This window comes from Flavobacterium sp. DSR3-2, assembly GCF_049896525.1.
In the GTDB taxonomy this organism is placed as follows: domain Bacteria; phylum Bacteroidota; class Bacteroidia; order Flavobacteriales; family Flavobacteriaceae; genus Flavobacterium.
In genome coordinates this window covers 321,053-346,610 of record NZ_JAFCUM010000001.1, presented here as the reverse complement: position 1 = coordinate 346,610, position 25,558 = coordinate 321,053, and the positions used below count along the sequence as shown (strand labels likewise).

The window sequence follows — 25,558 nt, the reverse complement described above, 5'->3', positions numbered from 1 at the left end:
CATACACCAAGCATTCGTAATTTCTTGCAGCAATGAGCCTATAAAAAGGAATGTTATTTTAAATATCAGCCAAACAATTCACTCGCCACATCTTCAATTTTGGCTACTAATCTAATGTTGATTCCGGTATTTTTTAATGCAATTTTATTGTATTTTGATACAAAAATGGTCGAAAAACCTAATTTTTCTGCTTCCTGAATGCGTTGGTCCACGCGATTTACAGGACGTATTTCGCCAGAAAGTCCCACTTCGCCGGCAAAGCAAAAATCTTTATTGACTGCAATATCTTCATTCGAGGATAAAATGGCGGCTACAACAGCCAAATCTATTGCGGGATCATCTACTGAAATTCCTCCGGTTATGTTCAGAAAAACGTCTTTGGCGCCAAGCCTGAAACCGGCTCTTTTCTCTAAAACGGCCAGAATCATATTGAGTCTTTTGGCATTATAACCCGTGGTGCTGCGTTGCGGTGTTCCATAAACTGCGGTGCTGACCAAGGCTTGGATTTCAATCATTAACGGGCGCATGCCTTCTAATGTGGAGGCAATTGCGGTTCCGGATAATTCCTCGTCTTTGTGTGAAATCAATATTTCCGAAGGATTCGAAACTTCGCGTAATCCGCTTCCTAACATTTCATAAATTCCTATTTCGGCAGTGGAACCGAAACGGTTTTTTAACGAACGTAAAATGCGATACACGTGATTTCTGTCGCCTTCAAATTGTAAAACGGTGTCGACCATGTGTTCCAGGATTTTTGGCCCTGCAATATTTCCGTCTTTGGTAATATGACCAATAAGAATCACGGGAATATTGGTTTCTTTGGCAAATTTAATTAGTTCGGCGGTGGTTTCCCGAATCTGAGAAATACTTCCGGGAGTGGATTCAATATAATCCGTGTGAAGCGTTTGAATGGAATCGATAATCACGATTTCCGGTTGTATGGCTTCAATTTGCTTGAAGATATTTTGTGTTTTGGTCTCGGTAAGAATATAGCAATTGTCGCCGCTGGGTGTGATTCTTTCGGCACGCATTTTTATTTGTTTCTGACTTTCTTCACCCGAAACATATAAGGTTTTATACGGTAGTTTTAAAGAAATTTGAAGCAAAAGCGTACTTTTTCCAATTCCGGGTTCACCGCCCAAAAGAATTAAGGAGCCGGGAACTATTCCGCCACCCAGAACGCGATTCAATTCGCCATCAGTGGTGTCCATTCGGATTTCCTGGGCCGAATCAATTTCGTTTATTCGTAATGGTTTTGGTGCCTTACTGCTATTAGGCGTTTCACTTTTCCAAGCTGTTTTTTCTTGTTTTTGGATAATTTCTTCTGCAATGGTATTCCATTCTTTACAAGAATTGCATTGTCCTTGCCATTTTGCATATTGTGTGCCACAGTTTTGGCAAAAAAAAGTTGTTTTTACTTTTGACATTATTTTTTTGGTGTTTGACTGGTCATATCATCGTATTTTTCCATCATCATATTTTTTGTCAGGTTGCCAATTTCCTCTAATTGGGACGCGGTTTGATAACGTTTTGCCGCTTTTTTAAGGTCGCCCATTTTTTCATACATTAAACCCAATTCATAATCGGCTAGCATTGATTTTGGATAATTTTTGTTGGCAATTTCAGCTAATTTATCCAGTTCTGAATAGGCTTTATTTTTAAGAATTGCAGCTTCAATAGCTTTGAAGTCGTTGACGCGAATGGGCATTTTTAGGCCTAAATTTTTAGACAAAACCTCGTATTTATTGGTCAGGTAATCTACATATCCCGATTGAAGGATGACAATTTTATCCGAATATTCGGTAGAAGAAATGGGTTTATAAGTGTCGAAAAATTGGTACAAAGCATTTGGAATCGAATACAGAACCAGTGAATAATGGGAAGCTCCTGCAAAATTATCAAACTTATAATTAAGTAACGGATTCGTCACCTGTTTTATACTGGTGTCTAATTTCTTGATGGATGTCTGTAGTTTTTTTACATCGCCATCACCATTTGACTGATAATAAAAAATTGGTTGTTTGAGTTTTGAAAGTTGCTCCGGAATGCGATTTTCCATATCAGGCGCTAATTCGGGGCTTAATGAAATATAGGCATTGAAAATGGGATTGTCTTTATACAGAAAAAAGTTCAAAAAACCAGCAGTCGTGTCATGACCGGCGATGATGCGGAAAGGCGCAACAGGGTATTTTTTTTCAATGTATGGTAGTAATTCCGTGCCAATAAACTCAAAAAATTTCGCTCCTTTTCCAGAAGGTACGCCATCTGCTTCGTCATAATTGCAATCGTCAAATCGTTCCTTATTTTTGTTTTGGCTGATGCCAACGATAATGGTTTCCGGTAAATCATCCCAATAGGCTCCATAATTTAAAGCGCCAAAGAAAGGTTCAAACAAGTAATCGCCGTCCAATAAAACGAGAATCGGGTATTTTTTATTAGGGTTTTTTTCAAAAGAAGGCGGAAGTCCAATGGTGATTTCCCGACTTTCACCAAGCACTTGAGAATCGAAAGCAATCGTAGTTTTTTGTGAAAATGCGGAAACAGAAAAGAGTAATAAGAGTATTAGTTTTTTCATGATTTAGTTTGTTTTAGAAATTATGATTTACTCTAAATAAGAGCAAGCAATATAAACATTATTACTTTTAATTGAAAATGAATGCCAGTAAATGTTAAGAATGCGCTTTGATTTCAAGGGCGAAATCAGCGTTTATTTGTTTAGAAAAACAGCGTTAAAAAAAACAGCTACTGATTCTCGGATTTTAAAATACAAAATCAAAGAATAAGTAGCTAAAAAAATAGTTATTGGTTTTTTATTCGAATATAAATTAAGTCAACGAATTGTCATTTTCATTTGGAAAAATAACCCATGGTTTGAAAGTTTTAGCTTCTTCAAAATCCATGCTTGCGTAAGAAATGATGATGATGATATCGTCTTTTTGCACTTTTCTGGCAGCAGGTCCGTTGAGTGTTATGGTTCCTGAATTTTTCTCGCCTTTGATTGCGTAAGTATCAAAACGTTCTCCGTTATTGATGTTTACGATAGAGACTTTTTCGCCTTCAATAATATTTGAAGCTTCTAGTAATGACTCGTCAATAGTGATGGATCCGATGTAATTTAAATCGGCGCCGGTTACTTTAACGCGGTGAATTTTTGATTTTAATACTTGAATTTGCATGCTACAAAAGTAAATTAATTTAATGAAATGGTGTCAATCAAACGAATATTGTTGACTAATACGGCAATAAAAGCACGGTATTTTTTATTTTTATTTTTTCGTGTACACGATAAAAGAGTTGCTTCGTCCGCAATGGTGAAGTATTCTAATGTAAAGTGAGGATTGTTGCCGAATGATTTTTGAACCCATCCGGAGATTTCAGCGGTGCTTTTTGTTGCAAACTGCTCACGTACATTAGTTAGCACTTTGTAAATAATGGCAGCTTCATCTCTTTCCTTTGCTGATAAACGCTCGTTTCTGGAGCTCATGGCTAGATGATTAGATTCTCTGTAAATAGGACAACCAATTACGTTTACTTTTAAGTAATTTTTAGCAACCATCTTTTTTACGATTTGCAATTGTTGAAAATCTTTTTCGCCAAAATATGCGTTAGTAGGTTCAATAATTTCAAAAAGTCGTTTTACAATAGTACCTACACCATTGAAATGTCCGGGTCTAAATTTGCCTTCCATTTGGTTTTCCAATCCGTCAAAATCGAACGATTCCGAGACCGGTGTTCCGTCATAAATATCCTCTACAGTTGGAGCGTACAAAATGATATTTGGATTCAGATTGGCAAGTTTTTTTACATCTTCATCCAGCGTTCTGGGGTATTTTTTTAAGTCTTCCGAATTATTGAATTGGGTAGGATTTACAAAAATACTGACAACGGTAGTGTCGTTTTCCAGCAATGATTTCTGCATTAAAGCCAAATGACCTTGATGTAAAGCACCCATCGTTGGAACAAATCCAATGGTGGAATGGATAGTTTTTATAGATTTCAAATAGTCCATTAAAGATGCTTTTCCGTAGAAAATATGCATGGCAGTATTATTAAAATTAAATGCAAACTTACTATTTTAGTTAATAACTGCATAAATTTTTGTAATTTTGCATGGTTTTTATTGCCAATAAATTAAGTAAATTACGATATGAAAGATAAGAGGATATTATATGTATCATCTGAAGTGGTGCCGTATCTCGCTGAAACCGAGGTCTCTTTAATGTCTTATGACGTTCCAAAAATGATTAATGATCAAGGTGGACAGATAAGAATTTTTATGCCAAGGTATGGAAATATTAACGAGAGAAGACACCAATTGCACGAGGTAATTAGACTTTCGGGGATGAATTTGGTAGTTAATGACTTGGATATGCCGTTAATTATTAAAGTGGCTTCTATTCCAAAAGAAAGGATTCAAGTTTACTTTATTGATAATGACGAGTATTTCAAAAGAAAAGCTACGTTTGCTGATGAAGAAGGGGTGATGTATCCAGATAATGATGAACGTGCGATTTTCTTTGCTAAAGGAGTTGTTGAGACAGTTAAAAAACTCAATTGGGTTCCGGATATTATTCATGTTCATGGATGGATGGCTGCAATGCTACCTATTTATATGAAGCATTTTTATAAAAACGAAGCATTGTTTTCGGAAACAAAAATTGTTACTTCTGTGTACAGCCAATCTTTTGAAGGGACTTTAAATGAAGAAATGATTAATAAAGTAAAATTTGATGGTGTTCCAGACGATGCAATAACAGATCTTGAGATTCCAAACTACGAAAATATCATCAAAGCAACTATCAAACATTCTGATGCAGTGATTATTGCTTCAGAAAACCTCTCTCCAAGTTTAACAAAATTTATAGAATCTTCAGGAAAACCTTTTTTACCTTTCGCACCGAAAGATGCATTCGCGGAAGCGTATACAAATTTCTACAGAAACGAGGTTCTTTAAATTAAACTTTTTTAATAAGTATGTACAATAATTCTTTTTTTAAGAAAATTCTTTTAGTAGCAAGTGTTGTTTTTTTATATTCTTGCGATAAAGATTATAACGAAATTGGTGGAGATTTAATCGGTGAAAATAATTTTGATTTTAAAAAAGAAACATACAGTGTTTCTGGTTACAATCAAAAAACAGGACCAATACAATCCAATAATCTTGAAGTAAATCCTTTGGGAATTTACAGTAGTACAAATTTTGGCGAAACAACCGCAAACTTCAATACTCAGTTAACTTTACCTGCTCTTATTACTTCAGTAAGTACAAAACCTTTTGTTGAAAGTGTAGTGCTCTCTATTCCGTATTACACAGACGCAGCCCAAACAAAAACGAATGCTGACGGAAGTCATGTCTATGCATTAGACTCTATTTATGGTCCGGATAAGGCTAAAATGAAATTAAGTATTTATGAATCAGGTTATTTTATGAGAGATGCGGATCCTATTGGAGGATTTCAACAATCTCAAAAATACTTTACAGATCAGAATACTGAATTCGATAATTTAAAAATTCCGACCCGTTTAAATGACAACGTTGATAAGGCTCAGAATGATGAGTTCTTTTTTAACCCTGCAGAGCATGTTGTTGTAACAACAGATACGGTAACGAAGGTGAAATCAACAGCATACATTGCTCCGGGAATGAAGCTGAATTTGAATAGGGATTATTTTAAAGCCAAGATTATTGATGCGGTTAATTCAGGTAAGTTAGCCTCAAATGAAGTTTTTAAAAATTATTTTAGAGGTCTTTATTTTAAAATGGAGAAATCCGGAGGCGGTCAAGGCAATTTAGCGATGCTGAATTTTAAAGGAGGCAAAATAACCATTATTTACAATGAGGATTTAGTTTCTACAACAGGTGGGGCTACAACACGAGTAAAGAAAACGATTGTTTTAAACATGACAGGAAATACTGTTAGTTTATTGAACAACGATTTTAGCGGTAATGGAAGTGCGTATAATGCCTTGCCAACGACTGGAAACACAACTGAAGGAGATGAGAAATTATTTTTAAAAGGTGGTGAAGGATCTATAGCGGTTTTAGAGCTCTTTGATAAAACAGATTTAAAAGGATATGATGCTAATGGAGTGTTAACAGGTCCTAATAAAATTTCAGATCAATTAGATGACTTAAGAAACCCGGCAGATGGTAAAAAAATATTGATTAATGAAGCAAATCTTGTTTTTCATATTGATGCAGCCGCTATGGCCAACACTTATGAGCCACAAAGAATTTATTTGTATGATTTTAATAACAGCCGACCTTTGACAGATTATTACCTAGACCCCACTACTAATAGTGCGAATCCAAAAAAATCTAAAACTATTTTGGATGGCATTATAAAGAAAGTTGCCACTAGTAAAAAAGGGGTGACCTATAAAATTAGAGTAACCAATCAAATAAGAAATCTGATTAATAACAACGATTCTACTAATGTTAAATTAGGTCTCGTAGTTACGGAAGACATTGGAATGATAACATCTTATAAGTTAAAAACTCCAAATACATTTATTTCTCAAGCACCAAAGGCTTCGGTTATGAACCCATTAGGAACCATTTTGTACAGCGGAAAATCTACCGTAACTGAGGCCAAAAGATTAAAACTTGAAATTTATTATACAAAACCTAATTAAACCAAGACTATGTGTGGAATTGTTGGATATATTGGATACAGAGAAGCTTATCCTATTGTAATTAAAGGATTAAAAAGACTCGAATATAGAGGCTATGATAGTGCTGGAGTCATGTTGTATGACGGTGAGAACTTAAAGGTTTCGAAAACAAAAGGGAAAGTTTCAGATCTTGAGGAGCGAGCTTCAAAAGAGATTACCATCAACGGAAGCATTGGTATAGGTCACACACGCTGGGCAACTCATGGTGTTCCAAATGATGTAAACTCACATCCACATATTTCAAATTCAGGGGACTTGGCAATAGTTCATAACGGAATTATTGAAAATTATGCGCCCTTAAAAGCAGAGTTGATCAAAAGAGGATACGTTTTTCATTCTGATACGGATACCGAAGTATTAATTAATCTTATTGAAGAAGTACAGAAAAAAGATAATTTAAAATTAGGGAAAGCAGTTCAGGTGGCTTTGAATCAGGTAGTAGGAGCGTATGCGATTGCTGTTTTTGACAAAAAAACTCCAGATGAAATTGTTGCTGCCCGGTTGGGAAGCCCACTAGCAATTGGTGTTGGTGAAGGGGAATTTTTTATTGCCTCAGATGCTTCTCCTTTTATAGAATATACATCTAATGCGATTTATCTGGAAGATGGTGAAATGGCAAATATTAGATTGCACAAACAAATGAAAGTGCGTAAAATTAAAGATGATACTTTAGTTAATCCTACTATTCAAGAGCTTCAAATGAATTTGGAGCAAATTGAAAAAGGTGGTTACGATCATTTTATGTTGAAAGAAATTTATGAGCAACCAAGCGTTATCAAAGACACATATCGTGGAAGACTTCATGCTAATGAAGGTTTGATTCAAATGGCAGGTGTTGAGGATAATTTAGAAAAGTTCTTAAACGCGGAAAGAATCATAATTGTGGCTTGCGGAACTTCGTGGCACGCTGGTTTAGTTGCAGAGTATATTTTTGAAGAATTTGCAAGAATCCCAGTTGAAGTGGAATATGCTTCTGAATTTAGATACAGAAATCCAATCATAAACAGTAAGGATATCGTTATTGCTATTTCTCAATCTGGAGAAACGGCTGATACCATGGCCGCTATAAAATTGGCTAAAGAAAATGGTGCGTTTGTTTTTGGAGTATGTAATGTAGTGGGATCTTCTATTTCAAGAGAAACTCACGCCGGTGCTTACACTCATGCGGGACCTGAAATTGGTGTTGCGTCTACAAAAGCATTTACAACTCAAATTACGGTGCTGACAATGATTGCGTTGCGTTTGGCTAAAGCCAAAGGGACATTGTCAAATTCAGCTTTTCATACCTATTTACAAGAATTAGAAATTATTCCTGAAAAAGTAAGAGAGGCTTTAGAAACAAATGACAGAGCAAAAGAAATTGCTGCAGTTTTCAAAGACGCTCCTAATTGTTTGTATTTGGGAAGAGGGTATAATTTTCCAGTGGCTCTTGAGGGAGCTTTAAAATTAAAAGAAATCTCCTATATACATGCTGAAGGATATCCTGCAGCGGAAATGAAACATGGACCAATTGCGTTAATTGACGAGCACATGCCTGTGGTTGTAATTGCACCAAAACAAGGGCATTACGATAAAATCGTGAGTAATATTCAAGAAATTAAATCCAGAAGTGGAAAAATTATAGCGGTAGTTACTAAAGGAGATACACAAGTACGCGAATTAGCGGATTATGTTATCGAAATTCCGGAAACTTCGGATGCATTATCACCGTTGATTACTACTATTCCATTGCAACTGTTATCTTATCACATTGCTGTTATGCGTGAATGCAATGTAGATCAACCTCGTAATCTTGCGAAATCAGTTACCGTAGAATAAATTTGTAGATAATTGCATTATTTATAACAAGCCTCGGAAGTTTTTTTCGAGGTTTTTTTTGTGTTTTATAATTTATTAAATAAGAATACTGAGACGCTGGAAAAGTGAAATAAACGGTAAATTTTGCGGCTTTTTGAACTTTTATCAAATATCTAAAAATTAATAATTATTTTGTGATAAATGTATTTTTTATATGCGTGCATAATGATATTCTGGGTTTTTAGCATAAATTTTAACATTAAATAATTAATTATAAATGTGGAATAAGCTTAAATGGGGCAAAAGAACTGAAGAATATGAAATTTTTTCAGTCCTTTTTTATTAATATTAAAAATATTTGTACTTTGGCGGCATAAACCAACAAATTATATCCCAATGAGAGTGTATTTACTTTTTTTGTCATTGTTTTTTTGTAGCCTAACTTTTGCTCAAAACTCAATTTCAGGTATTGTTACAGACAGTAACAACCAACCTATTCCTGGAGCCAACATAAAAATTGTTGGAGAATCTTCGGGTACTATTTCCGATTTAGACGGTTCATTTACATTACAAACTGCTAAAAAGCCTCCTTTCGTAATTGAGATTACAAGTGTTGGGTTTGGAACTCAAAAGATCAATGTTTCCTCTGCTGATCAAAGAATTTCTGTAAAGCTTATAGATGAAGAAAATAAACTGGATGAAATTGTAGTTTCTGCATCAAGAACTCCTGAAAGAGTGATTGAATCACCGGTTACTATTGAAAGAATGGGTATACAACAAATAAAAAGTACAACTGCACCGACATTTTATGATGGTTTAGAAAATCTTAAAGAGGTGCATTTTAACACAAGCAGTATTTCGTTCAAATCTATAAATACAAGAGGTTTCTCTACAGTTGCCAATACTCGTTTTATGCAGTTGGTGGACGGGATGGACAACTCTTCACCAGCATTGAACTTTGTTTTAGGAAATCTGATCGGGCTATCTGATATTGATGTTGCCAACGTTGAGTTGCTTCCGGGAGCATCTTCCGCTCTTTATGGCGCAAATGCTTTTAATGGTATTTTGTTCATGAACAGTAAAAATCCTTTTGCGAATCAAGGAATTAGTACTTACGTAAAATACGGACAAACTACTCAGCAAGCTGCTGGTACGAATGATTATTTTGATTTTGGATTGAGAGCAGCAAAGGCTTTTACTAAGCATTTTGCAGCCAAAGCAAATTTCAATTTTTTGAGAGCTACAGAATGGATTGCCGCAGATGACAGAAGTTTAACAGGTGGTTCAATTGGACACGCTAACAATCAAAACTATGACGGGTTGAACTTGTATGGTGATGAGGTTACTACTTTCATCACTAACGTAGGGCAGGTAAGCAGAACAGGATACCGCGAGCAGGATTTGAATGACAATAAAGTTAGAAGTGTAAAAGCAGATTTCTCTTTGCATTTTAAACCTTGGGAGGGTGAAACCGAAATTATATTACAACATAAATTAGGTTTAGGAAGTACTATCTATCAAGGAGCGAACAGATATGCATTGAATGATTTCTTTATGCAACAATCTAAAATCGAGATAAAAGGGAAAAATTTCTTTGTAAGAGGATATATTACTGACGAAGATGCTGGTAATTCTTATGATATGCGTTTTGCTGCGTGGAATGTTAACAGGGCTGCAAAATCAGATACAGAATGGTTTACTAATTATGCTACTGCGTATCAGTTATCGGGAGCTGTATTAGGTACTAACGCACAGCAATCTGCTACAAATGCAAGAAATTATGCAGATTACAATATCAAACCAGCAGGTTTATCTTTCTTAGTTACTCCAACAGGAAGTGCAAGATTTGAACCAGGTTCTGTACAATTTAAAAGCGCTTTAGCAGCTGCAATTGCAGAGCCGGATTTAACTAAAGGTGCTAAATTTATCGATCAGTCTAAAATTTACCATTCAGATGTAAATTACAATTTTAAAGATTTGGTAAAATTTGCAGAGATTCAATTAGGAGGTTCATTCAGACAATATGAAATGAACTCACAAGGAACAATCTTCACTGATTTTGACGGTCCATTAAGATATAATGAGTACGGTGCTTACGGGCAATTGACCAAAAAATTCATGAATGACAGGTTGAAATTCACAGGATCTGCGCGTTACGATAAAAGTCAAAATTTTGACGGAAATATTTCGCCTCGCGTATCTTTTGTCTATTCTGCCGGAGCAACAAAAAGACATAATTTTAGAGTTTCCTATCAAACAGGTTTCAGAAACCCAACTACACAAGATCAATACATTGGTTTAGACTTAGGGCCGTTTGCTTTAATTGGTTCTGCTCCTGAGAATTTAGATCGTTTTACTGAAGTTAGAGGAGTTAGTGCTGCTGGTCAAGCATTAGGAATTCCTGCAACTTTAACTTTAACAGGTCAAAATGCCTATACTAATTCTTATACTTTGACATCAGTTCAGGCTTTCAGTGCTGCAGTTGCTGCAAGTCCATCGAATATTCCTGCAGCAGCAGCTTTATTAAAAGTAGCTAATCCAATATTGGTTAAGCCTGAGGAGGTTCAGGCTATAGAATTAGGGTATCGTTCTGTAGTTAACAATGATTTGTCAATTGATATTAATGGATATTATAATATTTATAATGATTTCATGAATACTTCAAGAGTGATTAGTCCGTATTACGGAAATGTTAATACCGCTTTTGATTTTGGTAACCCTGCAACTTTGGGTACGCTTTCTGCTTTGAGTAATGGAGACAGAAGAGTGTATCAGGTATATACCAATACTACTGCAAAAATTACATCTTTAGGTTTTGGTGTAGGTTTGTCTAAAAAAGTGTATCAGGATTTTGAAGTTGGTGTAAATTATAACTATGCTGAGTTCAATTTTAATCAAGAAGAAGACCCCAGTTTTATAGCTGGTTTTAACACTCCTAAACACAGAGTTAAAGCATCTATAGGTAACACTAAATTGTTTAAAAACTTTGGTTTCAATGTTAATGCAAGATACAATACGGAGTATTTATGGCAGTCTTCTTTTGCTGACGGTATGGTTCCGGAAAACACTGTATTAGATGCTCAAATTAATTATGGTTTTCCAAAATTAAAATCTGTACTTAAAATTGGTGCTACCAATATTGGTGGAAAAGATTATCTTCAGGTTATTGGAGCAGGAGCCATAGGGCAACAATGGTTTGCCTCTTGGACAATCAACCCATAATTATAAAAAGGTCAATAATTTTAAAAAATATATTATGATAAAAAATTTCAAATGGCTGTTGTTGATTTCGCTAACATTCGCAGCATGTAATAACGATGATGAGGTAATTGCCGAAGAGCCGCTAACAGCGGGTACGGCCGATTTTTCTAAATATGTTGCTTTAGGAGATTCGTTTGCAGCGGGATATAGTGATGGAGCTCTTTTTAAAGCCGGTCAAAAAAATTCATACCCTAATATCTTGGCAGGGCAATTTGCTTTAGTTGGCGGAGGTGCTTTTACAAATCCATTCATGGCCGATGACAACAGAGGTGGGTTTTCAATTGGAGGAAATCAAGTTCCTCAATTCCCAACACGTTTGTATTTCAATGGTGCTGGACCTGTAAATGTTTCAGGGGTTTCGGGAACAGTTTTTGGTGCTAGTATTTCTGGTTCATACAGCAATATGGGAGTTCCAGGTGCAAAAGCAATACATTTAGGAGTTGCAGGTTACGGACGAGCTAATCCATATTTTGGTCGATTTGCGAAAACGGCGATGTCAAGCGTAATAAAAGATGCTACAGATCAAAATCCAACCTTTTTCTCTTTGTTTATTGGAGGAAATGATGTTTTAGGATATGCTACCAATGGTGGTATACCTACTTCGCAAGATCCTGTTGCGGGGAATGACATTACTCCCACTGGTACTTTTAATGCGGCTTATAATGCATTAGCTACTGCTCTCGCGGCAGGAGGTAAAAAAGGAGTTGTTGCCAATTTACCGTATATCAACAATCTACCGTTTTTTACGACGGTTCCTTTTAACCCAGTTCCGTTAGATGCTGCAACTGCAACACAATTGAATACACAGTTGTTAGGGCCAGTAAAACAAATTCTTACAAAACTAGGTGCTGGAAGTAGAATTAAAATATTAACGGCTTCTGCTACAAATCCTTTATTGATAAGAGATGAAACGTTGGTTAATTACAGTGCTCAAATTACGAGTGAGTTAACTGCAGCGGGTGTTCCAGCGCAGCAAGCAGCTTTAATGGGCAATCTTTATGGACAAGCGCGTCATGCTAATGGTGGTGCAAATGTTACTGACAAAGATTTTGTATTGCTTACAACCAGAACAGTTATTGGAACACCACAAGCTGGAGTTCCGCCTCCTTTTAATACCGTTGGGGTAACTTTTCCATTGCAAGACAATAGGGTTTTGACAGCTTCAGAGATTTTGGAGATAAAGTTAGCGACAGATGCCTATAACGTAACGATTAAAGCTGCGGCTGAATCAAACAATTTGGCTTTCGTTGATACAGCTTCAATTTTGAATCAGTTGAACAATGGCGGAATTCGTTTTGGTACTTTTCACATGACTGCTGCTTATGTTACAGGTGGTACTTTTTCTTTAGATGGAGTTCACCCAAGTCCAAGAGGATATGCGTTAATTGCTAACAAATTCTTGGAGGCTATAAATGCTAAATATGGTTCTAATTTGAAAGGTGTTGATTTAGGTTTGTATGGAATTCAATATCCAGCTACCATTCAATAATTTGAACTTTTTTTTTATAAATAATAACCACCCGTTTCTTGACGTGGTGGTTATTTGTTTTTGAGGATATTGCGATCTTTTGTCTGTTTCCAAGTCATTTCTCCAGTATCTATTAAAAATATCCTTTTTTTATAAAAAATTATTGATTTTATATTTTAAAAAATTATCTTTGCACACTGAAAAAAGCATTTAATCGATACAATTCGGTTAGTACTATTTCATAAACCTAAATAGCTATTTAATAAATACATAAGTAATGTCGAAAGTAATAGGAAAAGTTGCCCAGATCATTGGACCAGTAGTTGACGTAGTTTTCAACGGTAAGGATGTTGAACTTCCAAAAATTTATGATTCATTAGAAATCACAAAAAAAGATGGTACTTTATTAGTACTTGAAGTACAATCTCACATAGGTGAAAACACAGTTCGTACCATTTCGATGGACTCAACAGATGGTTTGAGTAGAGGTTATGAGGTAGTTGGAACAGGTAATCCTATTCAAATGCCAATTGGCGCCGATGTTTACGGACGTTTATTTAACGTAATTGGAGATGCAATTGATGGTTTGCCGGAATTGCCAAAAACAGGTGAAAACGGAATGTCGATTCACAGAGCAGCTCCAAAGTTCGAAGATTTATCTACTTCTTCTGAAGTTTTATTCACAGGTATTAAAGTAATCGATTTAATTGAGCCTTACTCAAAAGGGGGAAAAATTGGATTGTTTGGTGGTGCTGGAGTTGGTAAAACAGTATTGATTCAGGAGTTGATTAATAATATTGCAAAAGGTCACGGTGGACTTTCCGTTTTCGCAGGAGTAGGAGAAAGAACACGTGAAGGGAATGACTTACTTCGTGAGATGTTAGAGTCAGGAATTATAAAATACGGGGATGAATTCATGCACTCTATGGAAAATGGAGGATGGGATTTGTCTAAAGTAGATTTAGTAGGAATGAGAGAGTCTAAAGCCACTTTCGTTTTCGGACAAATGAATGAGCCTCCAGGAGCTCGTGCTCGTGTGGCACTTTCAGGATTATCTATCGCTGAGTATTTCCGTGATGGGGCAGGAACTGATCAAGGTAAAGATGTATTGTTCTTCGTGGATAATATCTTCCGTTTTACACAAGCAGGTTCTGAGGTTTCGGCACTTTTAGGTCGTATGCCATCTGCGGTAGGATACCAACCAACATTAGCAACTGAAATGGGTGCAATGCAAGAGCGTATCACATCTACAAACAAAGGTTCTATTACATCTGTTCAAGCGGTTTACGTTCCTGCGGATGATTTAACGGATCCAGCTCCGGCTACAACTTTTGCCCACTTAGATGCAACAACAGTATTGTCTCGTAAAATTGCTGAGTTAGGTATTTATCCTGCGGTTGATCCATTGGATTCAACTTCAAGAATACTTACGCCTCAAATTTTAGGGAATGAGCATTATGACTGTGCACAAAGAGTAAAAGAAATTTTGCAAAAATACAAACAATTACAAGATATCATTGCGATTCTCGGTATGGAAGAATTATCAGAAGATGATAAATTAGCCGTTTCAAGAGCACGTCGTGTACAACGTTTCTTATCTCAGCCTTTCCACGTTGCGGAGCAATTTACAGGATTAAAAGGAGTTTTAGTTGATATTAAAGATACTATTAAAGGATTTAATATGATTATTGACGGTGAATTAGATCACTTGCCAGAATCCGCTTTTAACCTGAAAGGTACTATTGAAGAAGCAATCGAAGCTGGAGAAAAAATGTTAGCGGAAGCTTAAAAATTATAAGTTATGAGTTATGAGTTGTTTCAAATTTTGAAAACTCATAACTCATAATTCAAAACTCATAATTATGTTATTAGAAATAGTATCACCAGAGGCAAAATTATTTTCAGCAGAAGTAACTTCGGTTACATTGCCAGGAGTGGATGGAAGCTTTCAGATTTTGAATAACCACGCGCCAATTGTTTCTATTTTAGAAAAAGGAGTAGTGAAAATTACCGCTTCTAACTTTGCTTTTGCAAAAGAAGTCGCAGGTAAATTCACCAAACTCGATGCCCAAAATTACACACTTGCTATCAATTCTGGGACAATCGAAATGAAAGACAACAAAGTTATTGTTTTAGTCGACTAAAATGATTTCAATATATAAATTAAAGCTTCACAATTTGTGAGGCTTTTTTTTTGGAGCTATTTCCAGCTGTCCACTATATCTTTCACAAAGCTTCCAGCCTTCAAAAGGCTGGAACCTTTGTAAAAGGATGCCGTTTCCATCTGGGCTAAAAATTTGACAACAAGAGATTATTCATCCTTTACAAACTCCATAATATCTCCGGGTTGGCATTCCAGAATTTCACAAATCAATTCTAAAGTCGAAAACCGAATCGCCTTTGCTTTTCCGGTTTTTAAAATAGAAAGATTAGCTGTTGTGATTCCCATTCGTTCCGCTAGTTCATTGGAGCGCATTTTTTTTTTGGCAAGCATTACGTCAAGGTTTACTATGATTGGCATAATTATATGGTTAGTTCGTTTTCTTCTTTCAATTGTTTCCCCATTTTAAAAACTTCGGCTAAAACCGTAAAAAACAATCCAAGAGAAATAAGATACAGGAAAGGATTTGCTCCAATTTCTATTTTTATTTCACCTTGTGCTACTTTATAAAAGAAAGCAGGAATTCCCGATACAAATCCGGAAAGTATAAATAGGTTTCCAATTCGATTGAAGTAAAAGATTATTTTGTTATCGAAAATAATCTTCAACTGAAACAATCGGAGTAGTTTTTTTATTAGATATAAACCATACAATAGTAAGAGATAAGACAAGGTTGCAAAAAATAAAACAATTTTAGCATTGAGGTCCAAAACAGTAATTTTGATACCATTCATGTTTATTGGAACATCAAACGGTTCATTTGAAATCGATAAATATCCGATAAAAAACAATAAGAACGGAATAAAAATTAATGCCATAATCCAGACAAAATCGATAATCGTTTTTAATAAATTTAATTTTTTCATACTATTTTATATTGTTAAATTATTTTCAGTTTCTATGATATTTCCTTTTTTAATTACATCAGAAAAAGCTAATAACCCAATTCCAATTGCAAGTAATAACAAATACATAATAATATCAGATAGTATCTGGTCCTTTGGCGTCTGACTCATGCCCAACAGTTTAATTATGATCCCAGAAACGCTTAACAGCAACGAAAGGTAGCCACTTCTTTTAAATCTCTCTGAGCTTTTAAAATTAAAAACGCCTTCTTTAATAAACGCTTGGAGTCCTTTTTGAATATTAAGTACCGTGAATATTAAGACCACTATTCGTAATAACATTATATAAGGACTTAAATTTCCGAAAATAGATTCCTTATATATTATAGTTATTTCTTCGCTAGACATGTTATACCGTAAGCACTCGTTTATTGGGATAGCTAAGATTAATAATCCTATGAAAATTTTTAAAACCCAATTTAAAATAATAATTTTTCTCATATTTTTTCTTGTAAATATATAAAAATTATCGATAAACAATAATTAAATGTTTAAAAACAATAAAATATAGAAAAAGATTAATTACAGGTATTTTTTTCCCCTTTTTATTTTAAATCTGAATTAAAAACTGTTTTAGGCAAAACTCATTTTTGAATAGTTTTTTTATAAAAAAGCCTAACAGGTTTCCAACGTCTGTTAGGCTTTGGTTGATAACAAATATTAAAACAAACCATTTACAAATTATCAACTTATATTTTAATTATTCAGCTCCATCTATTGTAGCTCTTGCAACAGCAAAGCCACCTACTTTTTTCCCTAATTCAAATCCTTTTTCACAATCACTCCTATAATGAATGGCGCCAAGCAAGCGCGAATCAGAAGCCTGTTTAGCCATAATTGAAAAATTTTGCGCTTTTGCAGGAATAATATGCGATAATACGGCACTGGCAGCACCACTAAAGGTCGAGTGACCTGATACATAAGCAGGAAAATTCGGAATCCCTGTTAATGTTTTTATGGATGGATCCATCTGACACGGCCTTGGATTAAAATAAAAGTATTTTGCATCCCAGCAACTGATAGCCGCATCCATCATGGCAATATTCAATAACGCCATATTTCTGGCCCATCGTACTTCGCTGTAATTTTGGGCTACAAATTCTTCAGCTGCAATAGCATTCCAGTGGCCTGGCGGTGTGTATGTACCCGCACCATCAGCCCAAAAGGTAACAATTTCCATATTTTTTCTAGTGGCATTTTTGCTGTTGGTTTTTACTTCAGCTAATTCTTTTGCAAATTGTTCTGATTTCGTGGAAGGCGGTGGAACCGGACGACTGGCAAGAACCATTTCAGGGGTCATAAGGAATGATTTTACTTTTCCAAACATTGGTAACATCGGTGGTCTCGCGGGAATATCTAGTGATTTCCATGGAGTTTCTCCAGCGGCTGCAGTTTGAGTTTCAAGTTGTGTCCAAAGTGCTTGATTGCCAATAGCTGCTCCTGTTCCGTCAGTGGCAGCTCTGGCGATAAATTTGGCGGCAATTTTTCTGCCTAAAATAATTCCGGCATCAACATCACTTCGAACATTGGCACCACTAATAATGCGATATAATTTTTGTTCCTCTGCTTTTTCTTGGATGTAAGCGATTTCTGTTGGGAATAATAATTTTAATAATTCAACAGTAATTCCTGCTAAAACAGCATCTTCAGATGGATAAGAAGGTAAGCTGCTCTTCGGGATTAGAACGGGTAAAGTTGCGTCAACTATAAATGGTGCATCTCTATTATAAAGTTTTTTATAATGCCAAGTTGCAACCATCGCATCGTATTGCGCAGCGCTCACATACGCATAAGCTCTGGCTGCGTAAGGAGGATTTGAAAAAGGAAATTGAGGATTCGCAAATGGATTTGCTCCAGATGGTGCAGGATATGTTTCGTCTTCATTTTGATATGGTGGACGATTGTGTCTTGCCACTAAGGTCCGCATAATCTCATTCCAACGTAAAACGCCTCCGGCGCTCCAATATTGCATTATTTTTTTCTGTTCCGGAGTTATGCTTGCTTGGTAACTTTTTATTTCATTAATTTCTCTTGCAAAAGCAGGTGTGTTTGATGCTATTGGCGGATCCAAATAAAATTCATTTGGGGCAGTCAATAGGAATGTTTTCCAGCTTCCGGCTAATACATCTGTATTGGCGGGATTTAATTGAGGAAATTGCTCATTGCGTTCTGTTAACTCGTCACTACAAGAATAGTTCAACGTAAGAAACAAAACCAAAAGACTATTGCAGGCTATTTTTTGTACTTTATTTTTCATCTTCTTGTACTGTTTTTTTTAGATTAACGACATAAAATAGACCGCCGTAAAAGGTATTTGATTGCCCTACATTTCGGCCTTTTGTAACAAAATTGCACCCTCCAATAATAGATAATGCCGGTACTTTCTTAAGCGTGTATTTAGTATTCACACCAATTTTTAATGCATTCATAGTATTGCTTAGAAAAGGCATATTGTTCGTTGTAATGTCAAATCCACCAGATTGCGTAACCCAATTATCAAGAACAGCTTCGGTTATTAATCTGCTGGAGCGATAGCCTATTCTGTAGTTTATAGATATAGCATTCGGCATGTCAACTTCATTGGTGTAATGTATTTCGGTTGTGTAATAGGAATTTCTGTCAATGGTTACGTTAGCTCTTTTTACATACGCGCCGGATAGCGTGGTAAAAAAGCGACCTCTTTGATAATCACCCATTAATCGTAAGGAAGCAGTCTTGCTTTTCAGGCCAATACTTAATGGTAAATAATCTGCTGGATAATTTGAAATTGGAGCCGATAGACCTGCTAAAGCATATAGAGAGTAAGTGGCTTTGCCAATTGTTTTTTCAAAAGGCATGTATTTTACGGTAAAAGAGATGTCCTGTAATCCTTTTACTCCTCCCATTGTGCCAGCAGAAGCTTTAGTTTCTACATACGGAAGGCTGAAAATAATATTTAATTTATCAGAAACACCATAGTTTCCCATCAAAGCCAATGACTTTGTGGATACGGTACCAAAATTGAGGTTTTTTCTTTTAAAGGTTCCTTCCCAATACTTGTCCCAGCTACTATGTTGGTATATTGTTCCAAAACAAAAATTGCCTTTACTCATCATAATTCCATCAATCTCTGTTTGAGCATTCATAAATAAAGATGCCAACAGCAGACAACTTAAGTAAAATTTTTTCATTAAAAAATGGTTTTTGTTAATAGCGGGTGTTTGGTATTTAAAAACATTTTGTTTTAATTATTAAGAAAACAACAAATTTTCAGATGCTTAATAACTAAAATCTGGTTAATAATCCTATGTTTGTTGTGTAATCAGCAAAAGCTGAATCACCTTGAACAGGAGTACCTCTCGTCGTTGAATTCTTCTTGTCGGTAACACTTTGCGAACGGTTACAAACCACTGCGAATGATACTGATGCAAAAAGAACAATTTTTTTTACTCGGAGTCTACTATGTTTTCACGGTTTAAAGGAAAGGATATTGTCCTAGTTGTTTAAAAAAAATTGACAAAAAAATCAAATAACAATGTGAATTAGATTGGCGAATCAATGATTTTCCTGCAGTAATAAGGTACTTCTCGCCGTAAATTTATACCAATGTAGCAGACACTAATCAATTTTAATATCAAAACCCAGCGGAGTTATATTGATTTTGAAAATTAATACTAAACACTATATATTCAGTATTGTAATGTTTTTGGTATAAAATGTAAATTAAACGAAATCAGGTGGTGTGTACGATAAAGCAAGGTGTCCCGAGCGTAAAGACGCTATTGGATTTTCATTAATCGCTACAACTTCTGCTTCTTTTTCAGGCGAAAAAGCGAAACAAACAGCAGTGTTTGGTACGTAATCTTTAAGGAAAGATTTTAATAGTTTTTTAACCGGAGACTCTTTTGAGGAAGATCCGTTGAATAATTGATTGTCAACAATGTCTTTTAAATCCTGACTTATTGCATCTTGATGTGAATTGCGCAGGTAATACAGACTTAATATGTTGTTTTGAATTCTTTTTTTGAAAATGTGATAGCTTTTGTTGTTGATTACCACATCTTCATTGACATACTCAAAACCGGTGTCTTCGATAAAAGAGTATAAAGTTGCATTCAATTTGATTACTTGAAACTCAGAATCATGTCTCTTTTCCATAGAAGATACCCACGCTTGCTCTTCTTGATAAGCAAACATCAGATAGTATCCCATCACGTTGTAAAACAACGTTACTACTAAAAAAAGTGATGCAATTCGTTTCATATTTGCCGAAAGTAAAAAACTATTTCATTGGTTAACATTTTCAATATTTATTTTAAGTTTTTTTTAACATAATTTTACGAAGGTTATAAATCGAAACCGTTTTCGAAAAAATTTATGTATTTTTTTTTCATCGGTTTAGTTTCATTGTTAATTTATAATGCATTTGATTTTTTTTGATGAAGAAGCCGAATTTTGATTTTAAGAAAAAAGCTTGATTTTTTTTAGGTTTGATGAAAAAACAAACAAGTAATTTACAAAATCAATAAACCAAAAAAGATGCTTATTTTTGCTGACTATGAAACATTTTCCAGAAAATCTATCCGCTAAACTTGAGATTCGAAAGCAAAATAATGCTTTACGACAATTGCCTTTGTCAAGTAAAAGGATTGATTTTGCTTCCAATGATTATTTAGGATTAGCTAAATCAGAAATTATTTTCAATGAAACACAAGAGTTTTTAATTAATAATAAAATCATTCAAAATGGAGCAACTGGCTCGCGATTGTTATCTGGAAATCATAAATTGTATCAAGAAACAGAAGATTTGATAGCTAAGTTCCACCACTCGGAAACTGCGCTGATTTTTAATTCGGGTTATGATGCAAATATTGGATTCTTTGGCTCGGTTCCACAAAAAGGCGATTTAATTCTATACGATGAATTGTGTCACGCTTCTATTCGTGACGGAATTCAACTATCGAATGCCAAAGCCTATAAATTCGATCACAATGATTTTGAAGATTTAGAAAAGTTGATTTTACGGAATCCTAATACTATTATTTATATCGTCACTGAATCAGTATTTTCAATGGATGGTGATTGTCCAAATCTAGAAGAATTGGTTTTGCTTTCGGATAAACACCACTGTTATTTAGTGGTTGATGAAGCGCATGCTTTGGGTGTTTTTGGTTCAAAAGGAGAAGGATTAGTTCAAATGTTGGGTTTGCAAGAGCACGTTTTTGCTCTAATAGTTACTTTTGGGAAAGGATTAGGTTGCCATGGAGCAGCAGTGTTAGGGTCGAATGAATTGCGAGAATATTTGATAAACTTTGCCAGAAGTTTTATTTACACCACAGGACTTTCACCACATTCCGTTGCCACGATTCTGGTTGCGTATCAGCATTTAGAAATGGATTCGGCTTCAATTTTAAAATTAAGAGAAAACATTGTTTTTTTTAATCAGCAGAAAAATCTGCTGAGTTTAAAACCACTTTTTGTCCGAAGCAAATCAGCCATACAATCAGCTATTATTCCTGGAAATGAAAAAGTCAAAACAATCGCCAACCAATTGCAGGAAAAAGGATTTGATGTCAAAGCGATACTTTCGCCTACGGTTCCCGAAGGTCAAGAACGTCTGCGTTTTTGTTTGCACAGTTATAATTCGACTGAAGAAATCTCGGAAGTGTTGCGATTGTTGAGTACTTTTGTTTTTACGGCAGAAGTATGATACGGCTTTAGCAAATTATTGCTAATCTTTTAATTTCAGGAGGCTAATTTATTGCAAGAAAAGGGAGTGAAACTATTTTTGACTTAGTGAATCGTTGTAAAACAGAAAAATTTATGAAATTATTTATAACAGGAATTGGAACCGATGTGGGTAAAACCATCGCGTCAGCCATTATAACAGAAGCTTTAGAAGCCGATTATTGGAAACCCATTCAAGCGGGAGATCTAGAAAACTCCGATAGCCACAAGGTCAAATCATTTTTGTCTAATAAAAAGACAGTGATTCATCCTAATAGTTATGCTTTGAATACTCCGGCAAGTCCACATTTTGCTGCTGAGCTGGACAAAATTACGATTGATTTAAATAAAATCATTGAACCCAAAACAGAAAATCATTTGGTTGTAGAGGGTGCAGGAGGTGTTTTTGTTCCTTTAAATTCAAATGATTGCGTTGTAGATTTGATTCAGCCCGATTATAAAGTGATATTGGTTTCCCGTCATTATTTGGGAAGTATCAATCATACTTTATTGACCATTGAAGCTTTACAAAACAGAAAGATAGCAATTGCTGGAATTATTTTTTCTGGCGATGAAAACAAAGCGACTGAAGAAATAATCGGGAGTAGAACTGGGGCAAAATGTATTGGAAGAATAGAACAAGAACCCTATTTTGATAAAAATGTAATTAAGGAATACGCAGACCGATTTAGTGAAAATCTTTTGAATTTATAATTATGAGTAGAACAAATATTCCCCCTTCGGGAGTTAGGGGGCTTATAGAAAGAGACTGCCAATACCTTTGGCATCCATACACCCAGCACAAAACTGCGGCGTTGCCAATTGCTATTAAAAAAGGTAAAGGCGCTTTGCTATGGGACGAAAATAACAAAGAATATATTGACGCTATCGCTTCTTGGTGGGTGAATCCTTATGGACATTCTAATACATTTATTGCCGATGCGATTTACAAACAGCTCACGACATTAGAACATGTATTGTTTGGTGGATTTACACATGAACCTGCTATTTTGGTAGCCGAAAAGTTGATGGAAATTTTACCAAAAAACCAACAAAAAATATTCTTTTCAGATAACGGATCAACTGCTGTTGAGGTTGCAATTAAGGTAGCTTTGCAGTATTTCTTTAACAAAGGAGAAAAGAGAACTACTATAATTGCTTTCGAAAATGCTTTTCATGGTGACACTTTTGCGGCCATGGCGGCGAGTGGAATTTCTTTTTACACACAAGCTTTTCAGGGAATGTTTATTGATGTGGTTCGGATTCCGGTTCCTGTAAAAGGAAAAGAACAAGAAAGTTATGATGCGTTACAATTAATTATAAAAAACCAGAATTGCGCTGGTTTTATTTTTGAGCCATTGGTTCAGGGAGCCGCAGGAATGGTAATGTATGATCCGGAGTCATTAGATGAATTGATGCGAATCTGTCAGAAAAATAATGTGCTGACCATTGCAGACGAAGTGATGACAGGTTTTGGAAAAACCGGAAAAACTTTTGCGACGGATTTTTTGGTCGAAAATCCAGATATGATGTGTTTGTCCAAAGCGTTGACCGGAGGAACAATTCCTATGGCGGTTACTACTTTTACTCAGGAATTATTCGATGCTTTTTATGATGATGATATCAATAAAGCGTTGTTTCACGGACATACATTCACAGCGAATCCCACAGGTTGTGCGGCGGCTTTAGCCAGTTTAGAATTGTTGCAAACCAATGAAATGCAAGCGAATATTATTAGAGTAAATAAAAGCCATTTGGACTTTCAAGAACATATAAATAACCATCCTAAAGTAACCACGACTCGTGTGCTCGGAGTCATTTTTGCATTAGAAATAAAAACGGAAAGTTCCGCCAGTTACTATGGAACTTTGCGCAACAAACTCTATGATTTTTTTATCGAAAACGGAGTAATTCTGCGTCCTGTTGGTAATATTGTATACATTTTGCCTCCTTACATTATTACAGACGAGCAATTAAAAAAAGTGTATCAAGTAGTCGAAAATGCATTAGAAACAGTTTGATTTTAGGTAAGAGTGCTTTCTGCCGACAGACAGGTTTGACTGATTTAACAGATTCTCACAGATTAAAAAAAACCGATTTTATCTCTTAAAATCCTTGTTCTCTGCGTGCTATTTTTTCATAACGACGCACACAGAAAATTCATCATTATTGATTTCTGTTTTTTAGGCCGCAGATTGAACATATTAAAAGGATTTTCATTGGTTAAAAGAATAAAATTCCGCTTTTATCATGAGTATCTGTGCTCTCAGTGTACCAATTTTATGAAAAACTTTACGACCTTTGCCACTAAATAATAGTACTATTTTGTCTAAAACAATCTCTATAACCGCTATAGCTTCCATTTCACCTTTGGGTACTGACTCAAAAACAATTTGGGGAAATTATCTCAATCAAAATCACTGTTTTACGGAACACATTTTAGACCATAAAAAAACTTTCGTTGCTATGTTGCTCGATGATTTAGAGCAAGTTATTTTGGCTTTGCGAGCTTCAGACAGTAAATATAAATCCTTGGACAAATCGGTTTTGTATGCCATGGCAGTTTCACGACAAGCGATGAATAATGCGGGCTGGACTTCAAATGACGTTTTTGGAATCAATATTGGTTCTTCGCGTGGTGCCACTGATTTATTTGAAAAACACTATCAGGAGTATTTAAAAACTGGAAAAGCACAAACTTTAGCTTCTCCAACGACGACTTTGGGAAATATTTCCTCCTGGGTCGCTCATGATTTGCAAAGTTCGGGCCCTGAAATTTCACATTCTATTACGTGTTCTACTGCTTTGCACGCTGTATTAAACGGAGTGGCTTGGCTTCGAGCAGGAATGGCAGATAAATTTCTGGTCGGCGGCAGTGAAGCGCCTTTAACTGATTTTACGATTGCTCAAATGCGCGCTTTGAAAATTTATTCGAATAGCACAGAAGAATATCCGAATCGAGCACTTGATTTAGAAAAGAAACAAAACACCATGGTTCTTGGCGAAGGTGCCGGCATTTGTTGTCTGGAAATTGGAAAAAAAGAAAACGCATTGGCTTACATTGAAGGAATTGGTTATGCTACGGAGATTTTAGAACACAATATTTCTATTTCTGCGGAAGCGACTTGTTTGCAGAAATCAATGGAAATGGCGTTGCAAAATATCGATTTTTCAGAAGTTGACGTTATTGTGATGCATGCTCCGGGAACCATCAGAGGAGATTTGACGGAATATAAAGCGATACAAAAAGTTTTTGGCGAAAATTTGCCTTTATTAACTACCAATAAATGGAAAATAGGGCACACTTTTGGAGCCTCAGGTATTTTGAGTATGGAACTTGCTATTTTGATGATGCAACATAATAAGTTCGTTGGAGTTCCTTTTGCGAAAGCACAAATTCAAACAAAGCCCATCAAAAAAGTACTAATTAATGCCGTTGGTTTTGGCGGAAACGCGGTAAGTGTTCTTTTAAGTTTGTAACTCTTTAATTTATATGATGCGTACTTTTAAAAATAGTTAACCACGAACTACTCTTATTTGCTCAAATTTTTAAAAATCGGCAAAGGAATTCGTGGAAATTGGTGT

Annotated in this window: 21 protein-coding genes; 11 read left to right on the top strand and 10 right to left on the bottom strand. The window is 35.4% G+C overall.

The window, feature by feature from the left end:
- Nucleotides 1-65 precede the first annotated feature (65 nt).
- The 4 genes from radA to panC all read right to left on the bottom strand — a co-directional run bounded on the left by radA (nt 66) and on the right by panC (nt 4,039).
- A complete protein-coding gene (radA, locus tag ACP7AV_RS01440) occupies nt 66-1,427 on the bottom strand; it encodes a DNA repair protein RadA (RefSeq protein WP_426090468.1) in 1,362 nt (453 codons plus the stop codon).
- On the bottom strand, nt 1,427-2,575 hold the full coding sequence (locus tag ACP7AV_RS01435; protein WP_426090467.1) for an alpha/beta hydrolase: 1,149 nt from the start codon (nt 2,573-2,575) through the stop codon (nt 1,427-1,429). Before ACP7AV_RS01435 ends, radA begins: the two co-directional genes overlap by 1 nt.
- A 250-nt stretch (nt 2,576-2,825) precedes the next feature.
- Nucleotides 2,826-3,176 carry an aspartate 1-decarboxylase gene (gene panD / locus ACP7AV_RS01430; RefSeq protein WP_426062603.1) on the bottom strand — a complete coding sequence of 117 codons (351 nt, stop codon included), beginning with the start codon at nt 3,174-3,176 and terminating at the stop codon, nt 2,826-2,828.
- 14 nt (nt 3,177-3,190) lie between these two features.
- The gene (gene panC / locus ACP7AV_RS01425) at nt 3,191-4,039 is read right to left on the bottom strand and encodes a pantoate--beta-alanine ligase (RefSeq protein WP_426090466.1); all 849 of its coding nucleotides are present in this window, start codon (nt 4,037-4,039) and stop codon (nt 3,191-3,193) included.
- 108 nt (nt 4,040-4,147) lie between these two features.
- Here panC and ACP7AV_RS01420 point away from each other — a divergent pair, with 108 nt between their 5' ends.
- From ACP7AV_RS01420 to ACP7AV_RS01390, 7 genes are all read left to right on the top strand, one after another.
- Nucleotides 4,148-4,954, top strand: a complete 807-nt coding sequence (locus ACP7AV_RS01420) for a glycogen/starch synthase (protein ID WP_426062605.1) — start codon at nt 4,148-4,150, stop codon at nt 4,952-4,954.
- A 20-nt stretch (nt 4,955-4,974) separates the two neighbouring features.
- Nucleotides 4,975-6,636, top strand: coding sequence for a DUF4270 domain-containing protein (locus ACP7AV_RS01415; RefSeq protein WP_426090465.1), 1,662 nt, complete (start codon nt 4,975-4,977; stop codon nt 6,634-6,636).
- A 9-nt stretch (nt 6,637-6,645) separates the two neighbouring features.
- Nucleotides 6,646-8,493, top strand: a complete 1,848-nt coding sequence (glmS, locus tag ACP7AV_RS01410) for a glutamine--fructose-6-phosphate transaminase (isomerizing) (protein WP_426090464.1) — start codon at nt 6,646-6,648, stop codon at nt 8,491-8,493.
- Nucleotides 8,494-8,868: 375 nt separating this feature from the next.
- Nucleotides 8,869-11,694 carry a carboxypeptidase-like regulatory domain-containing protein gene (locus ACP7AV_RS01405; RefSeq protein WP_426090463.1) on the top strand — a complete coding sequence of 942 codons (2,826 nt, stop codon included), beginning with the start codon at nt 8,869-8,871 and terminating at the stop codon, nt 11,692-11,694.
- 34 nt (nt 11,695-11,728) lie between these two features.
- Nucleotides 11,729-13,222, top strand: coding sequence for a G-D-S-L family lipolytic protein (locus ACP7AV_RS01400; protein WP_426090462.1), 1,494 nt, complete (start codon nt 11,729-11,731; stop codon nt 13,220-13,222).
- A gap of 256 nt (nt 13,223-13,478) precedes the next feature.
- Entirely contained in the window at nt 13,479-14,990 is a 1,512-nt protein-coding gene (gene atpD / locus ACP7AV_RS01395) for a F0F1 ATP synthase subunit beta (protein WP_426062610.1), read from the top strand.
- Nucleotides 14,991-15,063: 73 nt separating this feature from the next.
- On the top strand, nt 15,064-15,345 hold the full coding sequence (locus ACP7AV_RS01390) for a FoF1 ATP synthase subunit delta/epsilon (RefSeq protein ID WP_196852647.1): 282 nt from the start codon (nt 15,064-15,066) through the stop codon (nt 15,343-15,345).
- 167 nt (nt 15,346-15,512) lie between these two features.
- Here the strand turns inward: ACP7AV_RS01390 and ACP7AV_RS01385 are convergent, their stop codons facing one another.
- The 6 genes from ACP7AV_RS01385 to ACP7AV_RS01360 all read right to left on the bottom strand — a co-directional run bounded on the left by ACP7AV_RS01385 (nt 15,513) and on the right by ACP7AV_RS01360 (nt 20,509).
- Complete coding sequence (locus ACP7AV_RS01385) at nt 15,513-15,722, bottom strand: helix-turn-helix domain-containing protein (protein WP_426062612.1); 210 nt, start codon at nt 15,720-15,722, stop codon at nt 15,513-15,515.
- Nucleotides 15,723-15,724: 2 nt separating this feature from the next.
- Complete coding sequence (locus ACP7AV_RS01380) at nt 15,725-16,228, bottom strand: DUF2975 domain-containing protein (RefSeq protein WP_426090461.1); 504 nt, start codon at nt 16,226-16,228, stop codon at nt 15,725-15,727.
- A 6-nt stretch (nt 16,229-16,234) separates the two neighbouring features.
- Entirely contained in the window at nt 16,235-16,708 is a 474-nt protein-coding gene (locus tag ACP7AV_RS01375) for a hypothetical protein (RefSeq protein WP_426090460.1), read from the bottom strand.
- A gap of 259 nt (nt 16,709-16,967) precedes the next feature.
- Nucleotides 16,968-18,524, bottom strand: a complete 1,557-nt coding sequence (locus tag ACP7AV_RS01370; protein WP_426090459.1) for a phosphatase PAP2 family protein — start codon at nt 18,522-18,524, stop codon at nt 16,968-16,970.
- The gene (locus ACP7AV_RS01365) at nt 18,514-19,437 is read right to left on the bottom strand and encodes a hypothetical protein (protein ID WP_426090458.1); all 924 of its coding nucleotides are present in this window, start codon (nt 19,435-19,437) and stop codon (nt 18,514-18,516) included. The genes ACP7AV_RS01370 and ACP7AV_RS01365 overlap by 11 nt, the downstream gene beginning before the upstream one ends.
- Before the next feature lie 532 nt (nt 19,438-19,969).
- Complete coding sequence (locus tag ACP7AV_RS01360; RefSeq protein ID WP_426090457.1) at nt 19,970-20,509, bottom strand: hypothetical protein; 540 nt, start codon at nt 20,507-20,509, stop codon at nt 19,970-19,972.
- Nucleotides 20,510-20,804: 295 nt separating this feature from the next.
- Here ACP7AV_RS01360 and ACP7AV_RS01355 point away from each other — a divergent pair, with 295 nt between their 5' ends.
- The 4 genes from ACP7AV_RS01355 (at nt 20,805) to ACP7AV_RS01340 (ending at nt 25,453) form a co-directional block, all read left to right on the top strand.
- Nucleotides 20,805-21,956 (top strand): aminotransferase class I/II-fold pyridoxal phosphate-dependent enzyme, encoded by a 1,152-nt coding sequence (locus ACP7AV_RS01355; protein ID WP_426090456.1) that lies wholly within the window; start codon nt 20,805-20,807, stop codon nt 21,954-21,956.
- Nucleotides 21,957-22,069: 113 nt separating this feature from the next.
- The gene (bioD, locus tag ACP7AV_RS01350; RefSeq protein WP_426090455.1) at nt 22,070-22,687 is read left to right on the top strand and encodes a dethiobiotin synthase; all 618 of its coding nucleotides are present in this window, start codon (nt 22,070-22,072) and stop codon (nt 22,685-22,687) included.
- 2 nt (nt 22,688-22,689) lie between these two features.
- Nucleotides 22,690-23,994: an adenosylmethionine--8-amino-7-oxononanoate transaminase gene (gene bioA / locus ACP7AV_RS01345; protein ID WP_426090454.1), complete on the top strand. Its 1,305-nt coding sequence runs from the start codon at nt 22,690-22,692 to the stop codon at nt 23,992-23,994.
- Between the two features lie 304 nt (nt 23,995-24,298).
- Nucleotides 24,299-25,453 (top strand): beta-ketoacyl synthase N-terminal-like domain-containing protein, encoded by a 1,155-nt coding sequence (locus ACP7AV_RS01340; RefSeq protein ID WP_426090453.1) that lies wholly within the window; start codon nt 24,299-24,301, stop codon nt 25,451-25,453.
- The last annotated feature ends 105 nt before the right edge of the window (nt 25,454-25,558 follow it).